This window comes from Escherichia sp. MOD1-EC6162 (genome assembly GCF_002965125.1).
Taxonomy (GTDB): Bacteria; Pseudomonadota; Gammaproteobacteria; order Enterobacterales; family Enterobacteriaceae; genus Escherichia; species Escherichia marmotae.
The window spans coordinates 24755-39109 of record NZ_PTSB01000035.1; the positions used below are offsets into that span (position 1 = coordinate 24755).

Annotated in this window: 17 protein-coding genes; all 17 read left to right on the forward strand. The window is 56.6% G+C overall.

Annotated elements, in window-relative coordinates; genetic code table 11:
• The first annotated feature begins 258 nt into the window (after positions 1-258).
• Genes A9587_RS21155 through A9587_RS21235 form a run of 17 tightly spaced genes read left to right on the forward strand, consistent with a single transcriptional unit; the run spans position 259 to position 14234 of the window.
• Positions 259-804: a DNA-packaging protein gene (locus tag A9587_RS21155; protein WP_105263941.1), complete on the forward strand. Its 546-nt coding sequence runs from the start codon at positions 259-261 to the stop codon at positions 802-804.
• Positions 779-2704, forward strand: a complete 1926-nt coding sequence (locus A9587_RS21160; protein ID WP_105263942.1) for a phage terminase large subunit family protein — start codon at positions 779-781, stop codon at positions 2702-2704. The genes A9587_RS21155 and A9587_RS21160 overlap by 26 nt, the downstream gene beginning before the upstream one ends.
• Positions 2701-2907, forward strand: coding sequence for a phage head-tail joining protein (locus A9587_RS21165; RefSeq protein ID WP_000198148.1), 207 nt, complete (start codon positions 2701-2703; stop codon positions 2905-2907). Before A9587_RS21160 ends, A9587_RS21165 begins: the two co-directional genes overlap by 4 nt.
• Positions 2904-4505 carry a phage portal protein gene (locus A9587_RS21170; RefSeq protein WP_105263943.1) on the forward strand — a complete coding sequence of 534 codons (1602 nt, stop codon included), beginning with the start codon at positions 2904-2906 and terminating at the stop codon, positions 4503-4505. The genes A9587_RS21165 and A9587_RS21170 overlap by 4 nt, the downstream gene beginning before the upstream one ends.
• A complete protein-coding gene (locus A9587_RS21175; protein ID WP_105281950.1) occupies positions 4486-5805 on the forward strand; it encodes a S49 family peptidase in 1320 nt (439 codons plus the stop codon). The genes A9587_RS21170 and A9587_RS21175 overlap by 20 nt, the downstream gene beginning before the upstream one ends.
• 9 nt (positions 5806-5814) lie before the next feature.
• A complete protein-coding gene (locus A9587_RS21180) occupies positions 5815-6147 on the forward strand; it encodes a head decoration protein (RefSeq protein WP_089602384.1) in 333 nt (110 codons plus the stop codon).
• 55 nt (positions 6148-6202) lie between these two features.
• Complete coding sequence (locus tag A9587_RS21185; RefSeq protein ID WP_061091756.1) at positions 6203-7228, forward strand: major capsid protein; 1026 nt, start codon at positions 6203-6205, stop codon at positions 7226-7228.
• A 41-nt stretch (positions 7229-7269) separates the two neighbouring features.
• Positions 7270-7668, forward strand: coding sequence for a DNA-packaging protein FI (locus A9587_RS21190; RefSeq protein ID WP_105263945.1), 399 nt, complete (start codon positions 7270-7272; stop codon positions 7666-7668).
• An 11-nt stretch (positions 7669-7679) separates the two neighbouring features.
• A complete protein-coding gene (locus A9587_RS21195) occupies positions 7680-8033 on the forward strand; it encodes a head-tail joining protein (RefSeq protein ID WP_032151592.1) in 354 nt (117 codons plus the stop codon).
• Positions 8034-8044: 11 nt separating this feature from the next.
• Positions 8045-8623, forward strand: coding sequence for a phage tail protein (locus A9587_RS21200; protein WP_105263946.1), 579 nt, complete (start codon positions 8045-8047; stop codon positions 8621-8623).
• Positions 8620-9015, forward strand: a complete 396-nt coding sequence (locus A9587_RS21205) for a phage minor tail U family protein (protein WP_105263947.1) — start codon at positions 8620-8622, stop codon at positions 9013-9015. The genes A9587_RS21200 and A9587_RS21205 overlap by 4 nt, the downstream gene beginning before the upstream one ends.
• A gap of 7 nt (positions 9016-9022) precedes the next feature.
• On the forward strand, positions 9023-9763 hold the full coding sequence (locus tag A9587_RS21210; RefSeq protein ID WP_105263951.1) for a phage tail protein: 741 nt from the start codon (positions 9023-9025) through the stop codon (positions 9761-9763).
• 15 nt (positions 9764-9778) lie between these two features.
• A complete protein-coding gene (gene gpG, locus A9587_RS21215) occupies positions 9779-10201 on the forward strand; it encodes a phage tail assembly chaperone G (RefSeq protein WP_105263948.1) in 423 nt (140 codons plus the stop codon).
• Complete coding sequence (locus A9587_RS21220; protein ID WP_029488831.1) at positions 10183-10617, forward strand: phage tail assembly protein T; 435 nt, start codon at positions 10183-10185, stop codon at positions 10615-10617. Before gpG ends, A9587_RS21220 begins: the two co-directional genes overlap by 19 nt.
• Positions 10610-13210: a phage tail tape measure protein gene (locus tag A9587_RS21225; protein ID WP_105263949.1), complete on the forward strand. Its 2601-nt coding sequence runs from the start codon at positions 10610-10612 to the stop codon at positions 13208-13210. The genes A9587_RS21220 and A9587_RS21225 overlap by 8 nt, the downstream gene beginning before the upstream one ends.
• Positions 13207-13536, forward strand: a complete 330-nt coding sequence (locus A9587_RS21230; RefSeq protein WP_000847387.1) for a phage tail protein — start codon at positions 13207-13209, stop codon at positions 13534-13536. Before A9587_RS21225 ends, A9587_RS21230 begins: the two co-directional genes overlap by 4 nt.
• Positions 13536-14234, forward strand: a complete 699-nt coding sequence (locus A9587_RS21235) for a phage minor tail protein L (RefSeq protein WP_105281951.1) — start codon at positions 13536-13538, stop codon at positions 14232-14234. The genes A9587_RS21230 and A9587_RS21235 overlap by 1 nt, the downstream gene beginning before the upstream one ends.
• The last annotated feature ends 121 nt before the right edge of the window (positions 14235-14355 follow it).

The following is a 14355-nucleotide window of genomic DNA, read 5'->3' on the forward strand; positions in this document are numbered from 1 at the left end:
CCCGCTGCCCACCTTGGCTACAGGCATTCGCTAGTGGCTGGGTCCTTTCCGGCGATCCGGCAGGCTACGGGGCGTCAGACGCGCGGGTTTTCGCTATTTATGAAAATTTTCCGGTTTAAGGCGTTTCCGTTCTTCTTCGCCGTAACCTAATGTTTTTATTTAAAACACCCCCTGAAAAGAAAGGAAACGACAGGTGCTGAAAACGAGCTTTTTGGCCTCTGTCGTTTCCTTTCTCTGTTTTTGTCCGTGGAATGAACAATGGAAGTCAACAAAAAGCAGCTGGCTGACATTTTCGGTGCGAGTATCCGTACCATTCAGAACTGGCAGGAGCAGGGAATGCCAGTTCTGCGAGGCGGTGGGAAGGGTAATGAGGTGCTTTATGACTCTGCCGCCGTCATAAAATGGTATGCCGAAAGGGATGCTGAAATTGAGAACGAAAAGCTGCGCCGGGAGGTTGAAGAACTGCGGCAGGCCAGCGAGACAGATCTGCAGCCAGGGACTATTGAGTACGAACGCCATCGACTTACGCGTGCGCAGGCCGACGCACAGGAGCTGAAAAATGCCAGAGACTCCGCTGAAGTGGTGGAAACCGCATTCTGTACTTTCGTGCTGTCGCGGATCGCAGGTGAAATTGCCAGTATTCTCGACGGGATCCCCCTGTCGGTGCAGCGGCGTTTTCCGGAACTGGAAAACCGACATGTTGATTTCCTGAAACGGGATATCATCAAAGCCATGAACAAAGCAGCCGCGCTGGATGAACTGATACCGGAGTTGCTGAGTGAATATATCGAACAGTCAGGTTGACAGGCTGCGGCATTTTGTCCGCGCCGGGCTTCGTGCCCTGTTCAGGCCGGAGCCACAGACCGCCGTTGAATGGGCGGATGCTAATTACTATCTCCCGAAAGAATCCGCATACCAGGAAGGGCGCTGGGAAACACTGCCCTTTCAGCGGGCCATCATGAATGCGATGGGCAGCGACTACATCCGTGAGGTGAATGTGGTGAAGTCTGCCCGTGTCGGTTATTCCAAAATGCTGCTGGGTGTTTATGCCTACTTCATAGAGCATAAGCAGCGCAACACACTTATCTGGTTGCCGACGGATGGTGATGCCGAGAACTTTATGAAAACTCACGTTGAGCCGACCATCCGTGATATTCCGTCGCTGCTGGCGCTGGCTCCGTGGTATGGCAAAAAGCACCGGGATAATACGCTCACCATGAAGCGTTTCACCAATGGTCGTGGCTTCTGGTGCCTGGGCGGTAAAGCGGCAAAAAACTACCGTGAAAAGTCAGTGGATGTGGCGGGTTATGATGAACTTGCTGCCTTTGATGATGATATTGAACAGGAAGGCTCTCCGACGTTCCTGGGCGACAAGCGTATTGAAGGCTCGGTCTGGCCAAAGTCCATCCGTGGCTCCACGCCCAAAGTGAGAGGCACCTGCCAGATTGAGCGTGCAGCCAGTGAATCCCCGCATTTTCTGCGTTTTCATGTTGCCTGCCCGCACTGCGGGGAGGAGCAGTATCTTAAATTTGGCGATAAAGAGACGCCGTTTGGCCTCAAATGGACGCCGGATGACCCCTCCAGCGTGTTTTATCTCTGCGAGCATAATGCCTGCGTCATCCGCCAGCAGGAGCTGGACTTTACTGATGCCCGTTATATCTGCGAAAAGACCGGGATCTGGACCCGTGATGGCATTCTCTGGTTTTCGTCATCCGGTGAAGAGATTGAACCGCCGGACAGTGTGACCTTTCACATTTGGACGGCGTACAGCCCGTTCACCACCTGGGTGCAGATTGTCAAAGACTGGATGAAAACGAAAGGGGATACGGGAAAACGTAAAACCTTCGTGAACACCACGCTCGGTGAGACGTGGGAAGCGAAAATCGGTGAACGTCCGGATGCCGAGCTGATGGTCGAGCGGAAAGAGCATTATTCAGCGCCCGTTCCTGATCGTGTGGCTTACCTGACCGCCGGTATCGACTCCCAGCTGGACCGCTACGAAATGCGCGTATGGGGATGGGGGCCGGGTGAGGAAAGCTGGCTGATTGACCGGCAGATTATTATGGGCCGCCACGACGATGAGCAGACGCTGCTGCGTGTGGATGAGGCCATCAATAAAACCTATACACGCCGGAATGGTGCAGAAATGTCGGTATCCCGTATCTGCTGGGATACTGGCGGGATTGACCCGACCATTGTGTATGAACGCTCGAAAAAGCATGGGCTGTTCCGGGTGATCCCCATTAAAGGGGCATCCGTCTACGGAAAGCCGGTGGCCAGCATGCCACGTAAGCGAAACAAAAACGGGGTTTACCTTACCGAAATCGGTACGGATACCGCGAAAGAGCAGATTTATAACCGCTTCACACTGACGCCGGAAGGGGATGAACCGCTTCCCGGTGCCGTTCACTTCCCGAATAACCCGGATATTTTTGATCTGACCGAAGCGCAGCAGCTGACTGCCGAAGAGCAGGTCGAAAAATGGGTGGATGGCAGAAAAAAAATACTGTGGGACAGCAAAAAGCGACGCAATGAGGCGCTCGACTGCTTCGTTTATGCGCTGGCGGCGCTGCGCATCAGTATTTCCCGCTGGCAGCTGGATCTCAGTGCACTGCTGGCGAGCCTGCAGGAAGAGGATGGTGCAGCAACCAACAAGAAAACACTGGCAGATTACGCCCGTGCCTTATCCGGAGAGAATGAATGACGCGACAGGAAGAACTTGCCGCTGCCCGTGCGGCACTGCATGACCTGATGACAGGTAAACGGGTGGCAACAGTACAGAAAGACGGACGGCGAGTGGAGTTTACGGCCACTTCCGTGTCTGACCTGAAAAAATACATTGCGGAGCTGGAAGTGCAGACCGGCATGACACTGCGACGCAGGGGACCCGCAGGATTTTATGTATGAAAACGCCCACCATTCCCACCCTTCTGGGGCCGGACGGCATGACATCGCTGCGCGAATATGCCGGTTATCACGGCGGTGGCAGCGGATTTGGTGGGCAGTTGCGGGCGTGGAACCCACCGGGTGAAAGTGTGGATGCAGCCCTGCTGCCCAATTTTACCCGTGGCAATGCCCGCGCGGACGATCTGGTACGCAATAACGGCTATGCCGCCAACGCCATCCAGCTGCATCAGGATCATATCGTCGGGTCTTTTTTCCGGCTCAGTCATCGCCCAAGCTGGCGCTATCTGGGCATCGGGGAGGAAGAAGCCCGTGCCTTTTCCCGCGAGGTTGAAGCGGCATGGAAAGAGTTTGCCGAGGATGACTGTTGTTGCATTGACGTTGAGCGAAAACGCACGTTTACCATGATGATTCGGGAAGGTGTGGCCATGCACGCCTTTAACGGTGAACTGTTCGTTCAGGCCACCTGGGATACCAGTCCGTCGCGGTTGTTCCGGACACAGTTCCGGATGGTCAGCCCGAAGCGCATCAGCAACCCGAACAATACCGGCGACAGCCGGAACTGCCGTGCCGGTGTGCTGATTAATGACAGCGGTGCGGCGCTGGGATATTACGTCAGCGAGGACGGGTATCCTGGCTGGATGCCGCAGAAATGGACATGGATACCCCGTGAGTTACCCGGCGGGCGCGCCTCGTTCATTCACGTTTTTGAACCCGTGGAGGACGGGCAGACCCGCGGTGCAAATGTGTTTTACAGCGTGATGGAGCAGATGAAGATGCTCGACACGCTGCAGAACACGCAGCTGCAGAGCGCCATTGTGAAGGCGATGTATGCCGCCACCATTGAAAGTGGGCTGGATACGCAGTCAGCGATGGATTTTATTCTTGGCGCGAACAGTCAGGAGCAGCGGGAAAGGCTGACGGGCTGGATTGGTGAAATTGCCGCGTATTACTCCGCAGCGCCGGTCCGTCTGGGAGGCGCAAAAGTGCCGCACCTGATGCCGGGTGACTCACTGAACCTGCAGACGGCTCAGGACACGGATAACGGCTACTCCGTGTTTGAGCAGTCACTGCTGCGGTATATCGCTGCCGGGCTGGGTGTCTCGTATGAGCAGCTTTCCCGGAATTACGCCCAGATGAGCTACTCCACGGCACGGGCCAGCGCGAACGAGTCGTGGGCGCACTTTATGGGGCGGCGAAAATTCGTTGCATCCCGTCAGGCGAGCCAGATGTTTCTGTGCTGGCTGGAAGAGGCCATCGCCCGCCGCGTGGTGACGTTACCTTCAAAAGCGCGCTTCAGTTTTCAGGAAGCCCGCAGTGCATGGGGGAACTGCGACTGGATAGGCTCCGGTCGTATGGCCATCGATGGTCTGAAAGAAGTTCAGGAAGCGGTGATGCTGATAGAAGCCGGGCTGAGTACCTACGAGAAAGAGTGTGCAAAACGCGGCGATGACTATCAGGAAATTTTTGCCCAGCAGGTCCGTGAAACGATGGAGCGCCGCGCGGCTGGTCTTAAACCGCCCGCCTGGGCGGCTGCGGCATTTGAATCCGGGCTGCGACAATCAACAGAGGAGGAGAAGAGTGACAGCAGCGCTGCGTAATCTCCCGCATATTGCCAGCATGGCCTTTAATGAGCCGCTGATGCTTGAACCCGCCTATGCGCGGGTTTTCTTTTGTGCGCTTGCAGGCCAGCTTGGGATCAGCCGCCTGACGGATGCGGTGTCCGGTGACAGCCTGACTGCCGGAGAGGCACCCGCGACGCTGGCGTTAGCCGGTGATGGTGACGGGCCACGACAGGCCCGCAGTTATCAGGTCATGAACGGCATCGCCGTGCTGCCGGTGTCCGGCACGCTGGTCAGCCGGACGCGGGCGCTGCAGCCGTATTCGGGGATGACCGGTTACAACGGCATTATCGCCCGTCTGCAACAGGCTGCCAGCGACCCGATGGTGGACGGCATTCTGCTCGATATGGACACGCCCGGCGGGATGGTGGCGGGGGCATTTGACTGCGCTGACATCATCGCCCGTGTGCGTGACATAAAACCGGTATGGGCGCTGGCCAACGACATGAACTGCAGTGCAGGTCAGTTGCTTGCCAGTGCCGCCTCCCGGCGTCTGGTCACACAGACCGCCCGGACAGGCTCCATCGGCGTCATGATGGCTCACAGTAATTACGGTGCTGCGCTGGAGAAACAGGGTGTGGAAATCACGCTGATTTACAGCGGCAGCCATAAGGTGGATGGCAACCCCTACAGCCATCTTCCGGATGACGTCCGGGAGACACTGCAGTCCCGGATGGATGCAACCCGTCAGATGTTTGCGCAGAAGGTGTCGGCATATACCGGTCTGTCCGTGCAGGCCGTGCTGGATACCGAGGCTGCAGTGTACAGCGGTCAGGAGGCCATTGATGCCGGACTGGCTGATGAACTTGTTAACAGCACCGATGCGATCACCGTCATGCGTGATGCACTGGATGCACGTAAATCCCGTCTCTCAGGAGGGCGAATGACCAAAGAGACTCAATCAACAACTGTTTCAGCCACTGCTTCGCAGGCTGACGTTACTGACGTGGTGCCAGCGACGGAGGGCGAAAACGCCAGCGCGGCGCAGCCGGACGTGAACGCGCAGATCACCGCAGCGGTTGCGGCAGAAAACAGCCGCATTATGGGGATCCTCAACTGTGAGGAGGCTCACGGACGCGAAGAACAGGCGCGCGTTCTGGCAGAACCCCCCGGAATGACCGTGGAAACGGCCCGCCGCATTCTGGCCGCAGCACCACAGAGTGCACAGGCGCGCAGTGACACTGCGCTGGATCGTCTGATGCAGGGTGCACCGGCACCGCTGGCTGCAGGTAACCCGGCATCTGATGCCGTTAACGATTTGCTGAACACACCAGTGTAAGGGATGTTTATGACGAGCAAAGAAACCTTTACCCATGACCAGCCGCTGGGCAACAGTGACCCGGCTCATACCGCAACCGCGCCCGGCGGATTGAGTGCGAAAGCGCCTGCAATGACCCCGCTGATGCTGGACACCTCCACCCGTAAGCTGGTTGCGTGGGATGGCACCACCGACGGTGCTGCTGTCGGCATTCTTGCTGTTGCTGCTGACCAGACCAGCACCACGCTGACGTTCTACAAGTCCGGCACGTTCCGTTATGAGGATGTGCTCTGGCCGGAGGCTGCCAGCGACGAGACGAAAAAACGGACCGCGTTTGCCGGAACGGCAATCAGCATCGTTTAACTTTACCCTTCATCACTAAAGGCCGCCTGTGCGGCTTTTTTTACGGGATTTTTTTATGTCGATGTACACAACCGCCCAGCTGCTGGCGGCAAATGAGCAGAAATTTAAGTTTGATCCGCTGTTTCTGCGTCTCTTTTTCCGTGAAAGCTATCCCTTCACCACGGAGAAAGTCTACCTCTCACAAATTCCGGGACTGGTAAACATGGCGCTGTACGTTTCGCCGATTGTTTCCGGTGAGGTTATCCGCTCCCGTGGCGGCTCCACCTCTGAATTTACGCCGGGATATGTCAAACCCAAGCATGAAGTGAATCCGCAGATGACCCTGCGTCGCCTGCCGGATGAAGATCCGCAGAATCTGGCGGACCCGGCTTACCGTCGCCGTCGCATCATCATGCAGAACATGCGTGACGAAGAGCTGGCCATTGCCCAGGTGGAAGAGATGCAGGCAGTTTCTGCCGTGCTTAAGGGCAAATACACCATGACCGGTGAAGCCTTTGATCCGGTTGAGGTGGATATGGGGCGCAGTGCGGCGAACAACATCACACAGTCCGGTGGCACGGAGTGGAGCAAGCGTGACAAGTCCACGTATGACCCGACCGACGATATCGAAGCCTATGCGCTGAACGCCAGCGGTGTGATTGATATCATCGTGTTTGATCCGAAAGGCTGGGCGCTGTTCCGTTCCTTCAAAGCCGTCAAGGAGAAGCTGGATACCCGTCGCGGCTCTCATTCCGAGCTGGAGACAGCGGTAAAAGACCTGGGCAAAGCGGTGTCTTATAAGGGAATGTATGGCGATGTGGCGATCGTCGTGTATTCCGGACAGTACGTGGAAAACGGCGTCAAAAAGAACTTCCTGCCGGACAACACGATGGTGCTGGGTAACACTCATGCACGCGGTCTGCGCACCTATGGCTGTATTCAGGATGCGGATGCATTGAGTGAGGGTATTAATGCGTCTCCCCGTTATCCGAAAAACTGGAAGACATCCGGCGATCCGGCGCGAGAGTTCACCATGATTCAGTCAGCACCGCTGATGCTGCTGGCTGACCCTGATGAGTTCGTGTCCGTACAACTGGCGTAATCATGGCCCTTCGGGGCCATTTTCTCTCTGTGGAGGAGTCCATGACGAAAGATGAACTGATTGCCCGTCTTCGCTCGCTGGGTGAGCAACTGAACCGTGATGTCAGCCTGACGGGGACGAAAGAAGAACTGGCGCTCCGTGTGGCAGAGCTGGAAGAGGAGCTTGATGACACGGATGACACTGCCGGTCAGGACACCCCTCTCAGCCCGGAAAATGTGCTGACCGGGCATGAAAATGAGGTGGTATCAGCGCAGCCGGATACCGTGATTCAGGATATGGCTGAACTGGTCACGGTTGTGGCACTGGTGACGCTGCATACCGATGCACTTCACGCCACGCGGGATGAACCTGTGGCATTTGTGCTTCCGGGAACGGCGTTCCGTGTCTCTGCCGGTGTGGCAGCTGAAATGACAGAGCGCGGCCTGGCCAGAATGCAATAACGGGAGGCGCTGTGGCTGATTTCGATAACCTGTTCGATGCTGCCATTGCCCGCGCCGATGAAACGATACGCGGGTACATGGGAACGTCAGCCACCATTACATCCGGTGAGCAGTCCGGCGCAGTAATACGTGGTGTTTTTGATGACCCTGAAAATATCAGCTATGCCGGACAGGGCGTGCGCGTTGAAGGCTCCAGCCCGTCCCTGTTTGTCCGGACTGATGATGTGCGGCAGCTGCGGCGCGGCGACACGCTGACCATCGGTGAGGAAAACTTCTGGATAGACCGGATTTCGCCGGATGATGGCGGAAGCTGTCATCTCTGGCTTGGGCGGGGCGTACCGCCTGCCGTTAACCGTCGTCGCTGAAAGGAGGAGGTATGTCCATAAAAGGTCTTGAGCAGGCCGTTGAAAATCTCAGCCGTATCAGCAAAACGGCGGTGCCCGGTGCCGCCGCAATGGCCATTAACCGTGTTGCTTCATCCGCGATATCGCAGTCGGCGGCACAGGTTGCCCGTGAGACAAAGGTACGCCGGAAACTGGTAAAGGAAAGGGCCAGGCTGAAAAGGGCCACGGTCAAAAACCCGCAGGCCAGAATCAAGGTTAACCGGGGGGATTTGCCCGTAATCAAGCTGGGTAATGCGCGGGTTGTCCTGTCCCGACGCAGGCGACGTAAAAAGGGGCAGCGTTCATCCCTGAAAGGTGGCGGCAGCGTGCTTGTGGTGGGAAACCGTCGTATTCCCGGCGCGTTTATTCAGCAACTGAAAAATGGCCGGTGGCATGTCATGCAGCGTGTGGCCGGGAAAAACCGTTACCCCATTGATGTGGTGAAAATCCCGATGGCGGTGCCGCTGACCACGGCGTTTAAACAGAATATTGAGCGGATACGGCGTGAACGTCTTCCGAAAGAGCTGGGCTATGCGCTGCAGCATCAACTGAGAATGGTAATAAAGCGATGAAACATACTGAACTCCGTGCAGCCGTACTGGATGCACTGGAGAAGCATGACACCGGGGCGACGCTTTTTGATGGTCGCCCCGCTGTTTTTGATGAGGCGGATTTTCCGGCAGTTGCCGTTTATCTCACCGGCGCTGAATACACGGGCGAAGAGCTGGACAGCGATACCTGGCAGGCGGAGCTGCATATTGAAGTTTTCCTGCCTGCTCAGGTGCCGGATTCAGAGCTGGATTCGTGGATGGTGTCCCGGATTTATCCGGTGATGAGCGATATCCCGGCACTGTCAGATTTGATCACCAGTATGGTGGCCAGTGGCTATGACTACCGGCGCGACGATGATGCGGGCCTGTGGAGTTCAGCCGATCTGACTTATGTCATTACCTATGAAATGTGAGGACGATATGCCAACACCAAATCCTCTGGCACCGGTGAAAGGGGCCGGAACCACCCTGTGGGTTTATAAGGGGAACGGTGACCCTTATGCGAACCCGCTTTCAGACGTTGACTGGTCGCGTCTGGCAAAAGTTAAAGACCTGACGCCCGGCGAACTGACCGCTGAGTCCTATGACGACAGCTATCTCGATGATGAAGATGCGGACTGGACTGCGACCGGGCAGGGGCAGAAATCTGCCGGAGATACCAGCTTCACGCTGGCGTGGATGCCCGGAGAGCAGGGGCAGCAGGCGCTGCTGGCGTGGTTTAATGAAGGTGATACCCGTGCCTATAAAATCCGCTTCCCGAACGGCACGGTCGATGTGTTCCGTGGCTGGGTCAGCAGTATCGGTAAGGCGGTGACGGCGAAGGAAGTGATCACCCGCACGGTGAAGGTCACCAATGTGGGACGCCCGTCGATGGCTGAAGATCGCAGTACGGTGACGGCGGCAACCGGCATGACGGTAACGCCAGCCAGTGCTTCCGTAGTGAAAGGGCAGAGCACCACGCTGACCGTGGCATTCCAGCCGGAAGGCGTAACCGACAAGAGCTTCCGTGCGGTGTCTTCGGATAAAACAAAAGCCACCGTGTCGGTCAGTGGTATGACCATCACCGTGAACGGTGTTGCTGCAGGCAAGGTCAACATTCCGGTCGTATCCGGTAATGGTGAACTTGCTGCGGTTGCAGAAATTACCGTCACCGCCAGTTAATCCGGAGAGTCAGCGATGTTCCTGAAAACCGAATCATTTGAATATAACGGCGTGACCGTCACGCTTTCTGAACTGTCAGCCCTGCAGCGTATTGAGCATCTTGCCCTGATGAAACGGCAGGCAGAACTGGCGGGATCCGACAGCAACCGGCTGGTTACTGTGGAAGACGTCATCAGAACCGGCGCGTTTCTGGTGGCGATGTCCCTGTGGCATAACCATCCGAAGAAGACGCAGATGCCGTCCATGAATGAGGCCGTTAAACAGATTGAGCAGGAAGTGCTTACCACCTGGCCCACAGAGGCAATTTCTCATGCTGAAAACGTGGTGTACCGGCTGTCCGGTATGTATGAGTTTGTGGTGAATGATGCCCCTGAACAGGCAGAGGACGCCGGGCCTGCAGAGCCTGTTTCTGCGGGAAAGTGTTCGACGGTGAGCTGAGTTTTGCCCTGAAACTGGCGCGTGAGATGGGGCGACCCGACTGGCGCGCCATGCTTGCCGGGATGTCATCCACGGAGTATGCCGACTGGCACCGCTTTTACAGTACCCACTATTTTCATGATGTTCTGCTGGATATGCACTTTTCCGGGCTGACGTACACCGTACTCAGCCTGTTTTTCAGCGATCCGGATATGCATCCGCTGGATTTCAGTCTGCTGAACCGGCGTGAGGCTGACGAAGAGCCTGAAGATGATGTGCTGATGCAAAAAGCGGCAGGGCTTGCCGGAGGCGTCCGCTTTGACCCGGACGGGAATGAAGTTATCCCCGCTTCCCCGGATGTGGCGGGCATGACGGAGGATGACGTAATGCTGATGACAGTATCAGAAGGGATCGCAGGAGGAGTCCGGTATGGCTGAACCGGTAGGCGATCTGGTCGTTGATTTAAGTCTGGATGCGGCCAGATTTGACGAGCAGATGGCCAGAGTCAGGCGTCATTTTTCCGGTACGGAAAGTGATGCGAAAAAAACAGCGGCAGTCGTTGAACAGTCAATGAACCGGCAGGCGCTGGCTGCACAGAAAGCGGGGATTTCCGTCGGGCAGTATAAAGCCGCCATGCGTATGCTGCCTGCGCAGTTCACCGACGTGGCCACGCAGCTTGCAGGGGGGCAGAACCCGTGGCTCATCCTGCTGCAACAGGGCGGTCAGGTGAAGGACTCTTTCGGCGGTATGATCCCCATGTTCAGGGGGCTTGCCGGTGCGATCACCCTGCCGATGGTCGGTGTCACCTCGCTGGCGGTGGCGACAGGTGCGCTGGCGTATGCCTGGTATCAGGGGGACTCAACCCTGTCCAGTTTCAATAAAACGCTGGTCCTTTCCGGTAATCAGGCAGGACTGACGGCAGATCGTATGCTGGTCCTGTCCAGAGCCGGGCAGGCGGCAGGGCTGACGTTTAACCAGACCAGCGAGTCACTGACGGCGCTGGTGAATGCCGGTGTGCGTGGTGGTGAGCAGTTTGAGGCGATCAGCCAGAGTGTGGCGCGTTTCTCCTCTGCATCCGGCGTGGAAGTGGACAAGGTCGCTGAAGCCTTCGGGAAGCTGACCACAGACCCGACGTCAGGGCTGACAGCGATGGCACGTCAGTTCCATAACGTGACGGCGGAGCAGATTGCGTATGTTGCTCAGTTGCAGCGTTCCGGAGATGAAGCCGGGGCATTGCAGGCGGCGAACGAGGCCGCAACGAAAGGGTTTGATGACCAGACCCGTAAACTGAAAGAGAACATGGGCACGCTGGAGACCTGGGCAGACAGGACAGCGCGGGCATTCAAATCCATGTGGGATTCGGTGCTGGATATTGGTCGCCCGGACACAGCCCAGGAAATGCTGGAGAAAGCAGAAAAGGCTTTTGATGAGGCGGACAAAAAATGGCAGTGGTATCAGAGCCGGAGCCACCGACGCGGTAAAACCTCAGCATTTCTTGCCAATCTCCGGGGAGCATGGGAGGACAGAGCGAATGCGCAACTTGGGCTTTCAGCCGCCACGTTGCAGGCCGATCTTGAAAAGGCCAGAGAGATGGCAGCAAAGGACTGGGCCGACTCTGAGGCATCACGGCTGAAATATACCGAAGAGGCGCAGAAGGCTTACGAACGTCTGCAGACGCCGCTGGAGAAATATACCGCCCGTCAGGAAGAACTGAATAAGGCACTGAAAGACGGGAAAATCCTGCAGGCAGATTACAACACGCTGATGGCGGCGGCGAAAAAGGATTATGAAGCGACGCTGAAAAAGCCGAAACAGTCCGGCGTGAAGGTGTCTGCGGGAGAGCGTCAGGAAGATCGAGCACATGCAGCTCTTCTTGCGTTACAAGCTGAACTAAAAATGCTTGAGCAGCATAGCGGAGCGAATGAAAAAATCAGCCAGCAGCGCCGGGATTTGTGGACAGCCGAAAGCCAGTATGCCGTGTTGCATGAGAAGTTGTCTGCTGACGTTCTGGATGGACAGAAGAAATCGCTAAGTATCGAGGAAAAATCTCTTCTTGCTCATGAAAAAGAGACGCTGGAGTACAAACGTCAGCTGGCTGAACTTGGCGATAAGGTTGAACACCAGAAACGGCTGAACGAACTGGTACAGCAGGCGGATAAATTCGCACAGCAACAACGGGCAAAACGGGCAGCCATTGAGGCGAAAAGCCGGGGACTGACTGACCGGCAGGCAGCGCGGGAAGCCATGGAACAGCGCCTGAAGGAACAGTATGGCGATAATCCGCTGGCGCTGAATAACGTCATGTCAGAGCAGAAAAAGACCTGGGCGGCTGAAGACCAGCTTCGCGGGAGCTGGATGGCAGGCCTGAAGTCCGGCTGGAGTGAGTGGGAAGAGAGCGCCACGGACAGTATGTCGCAGGTTAAAAGTGCAGCCACGCAGACCTTTGATGGTATTGCACAGAATATGGCGGCGATGCTGACCGGCAGTGAACAGAACTGGCGCAGCTTCACCCGCTCCGTGCTGTCCATGATGACAGAAATTCTGCTTAAGCAGGCAATGGTGGGGATTGTCGGGAGTATCGGCAGCGCCATTGGCGGTGCTACCGGTGGCGGCGCATCCGCGTCAGGCGGTACAGCCATTCAGGCCGCTGCGGCGAAATTCCATTTTGCGACCGGGGGATTTACGGGAACCGGCGGCAAATATGAGCCAGCGGGGATTGTTCACCGTGGTGAATTTGTCTTCACGAAGGAGGCAACCAGCCGGATTGGCGTGGGGAATCTCTACCGGCTGATGCGCGGCTATGCCACCGGCGGTTATGTCGGTACACCGGGCAGCATGGCAGACAGCCGGTCGCAGGCGTCCGGGACGTTTGAGCAGAATAACCATGTGGTGATTAACAACGACGGCACGAACGGGCAGATTGGACCACAGGCGCTGAAGGCTGTGTATGACATGGCCCGCAAGGGTGCCCGTGATGAAATTCAGGCACAGATGCGTGATGGTGGCTTGTTCTCCGGAGGTGGACGATGAAAACCTTCCGCTGGAAAGTGAAACCCGGGATGGATGTGACATCGGCTCCTTCCGTCAGGGAGGTGCGCTTTGGTGATGGCTATTCCCAGCGTGCGCCTGCCGGGCTGAACGCTGACCTGAAAACGTACAGCGTGACGCTTTCTGTTCCCCGTTGGGAGGCCACGGCGCTGGAGTCGTTTCTGGCTGAGCACGGGGGCTGGAAGGCCTTTCTGTGGACGCCGCCTTATGGTTACAGGCAGATAAAGGTGACCTGCGCAAAATGGTCGTCGCAGGTCAGTATGTTGCGTGTTGAGTTCAGCGCAGAGTTTAAACAGGTGGTGAACTGATGCAGGATATCCGGCAGGAAACACTGAATGAATGCACCCGTGCGGAGCAGTCGGCCAGCGTGGTGCTCTGGGAAATCGATCTGACAGAGGTCGGTGGAGAACGTTATTTTTTCTGTAATGAGCAGAACGAAAAAGGTGAGCCGGTCACCTGGCAGGGGCGGCAGTATCAGGCGTATCCCATTCAGGGGAGCGGTTTTGAACTGAATGGCAAAGGCACCAGTACGCGGCCCACGCTGGCAGTCTCTAACCTGTACGGCATGGTCACCGGTATGGTGGAAGATATGCAGAGTCTGGTCGGCGGAACGGTGGTCCGGCGTAAGGTTTACGCCCGTTTTCTGGATGCGGTGAACTTCGTCAACGGAAACAGAGACGCCGATCCGGAGCAGGAGGTGATCAGCCGCTGGCGCATCGAGCAGTGCAGCGAACTGAGCGCAGTCAGTGCCTCTTTTGTACTGGCCACGCCAACGGAAACGGATGGCGCTGTTTTTCCGGGGCGTATCATGCTGGCCAACACCTGCACCTGGACCTATCGCGGTGATGAGTGCGGTTATAACGGTCCGGCTGTTGCGGATGAATATGACCAGCCGACGTCCGATATCACGAAGGATAAATGCAGCAAATGCCTGAGCGGCTGTAAGTTTCGCAATAACGTCGGCAACTTTGGCGGCTTCCTTTCCATTAACAAACTTTCGCAGTAAATGTAATGAACGCATCCCCAATCATCAAATCCGGAGCGCGGTGATGGATGGGGAGAATATCGGGAAGGTGTGGAACCTGGCAGATTTCCGGCATCATAGTGCCCAATACGGGATGCAGAAA

Coding starts and splice junctions, on each gene's coding strand:
- A9587_RS21230 (WP_000847387.1), top strand. CDS start 13,207: ATGAAAACCTTCCGCTGGAAAGTGAAACCCGGGATGGATGTGACATCG.
- A9587_RS21225 (WP_105263949.1), top strand. CDS start 10,610: ATGGCTGAACCGGTAGGCGATCTGGTCGTTGATTTAAGTCTGGATGCG.
- A9587_RS21190 (WP_105263945.1), top strand. CDS start 7,270: ATGACGAAAGATGAACTGATTGCCCGTCTTCGCTCGCTGGGTGAGCAA.
- A9587_RS21185 (WP_061091756.1), top strand. CDS start 6,203: ATGTCGATGTACACAACCGCCCAGCTGCTGGCGGCAAATGAGCAGAAA.
- A9587_RS21235 (WP_105281951.1), top strand. CDS start 13,536: ATGCAGGATATCCGGCAGGAAACACTGAATGAATGCACCCGTGCGGAG.
- A9587_RS21155 (WP_105263941.1), top strand. CDS start 259: ATGGAAGTCAACAAAAAGCAGCTGGCTGACATTTTCGGTGCGAGTATC.
- A9587_RS21210 (WP_105263951.1), top strand. CDS start 9,023: ATGCCAACACCAAATCCTCTGGCACCGGTGAAAGGGGCCGGAACCACC.
- gpG (WP_105263948.1), top strand. CDS start 9,779: ATGTTCCTGAAAACCGAATCATTTGAATATAACGGCGTGACCGTCACG.
- A9587_RS21200 (WP_105263946.1), top strand. CDS start 8,045: ATGTCCATAAAAGGTCTTGAGCAGGCCGTTGAAAATCTCAGCCGTATC.
- A9587_RS21165 (WP_000198148.1), top strand. CDS start 2,701: ATGACGCGACAGGAAGAACTTGCCGCTGCCCGTGCGGCACTGCATGAC.
- A9587_RS21205 (WP_105263947.1), top strand. CDS start 8,620: ATGAAACATACTGAACTCCGTGCAGCCGTACTGGATGCACTGGAGAAG.
- A9587_RS21170 (WP_105263943.1), top strand. CDS start 2,904: ATGAAAACGCCCACCATTCCCACCCTTCTGGGGCCGGACGGCATGACA.
- A9587_RS21180 (WP_089602384.1), top strand. CDS start 5,815: ATGACGAGCAAAGAAACCTTTACCCATGACCAGCCGCTGGGCAACAGT.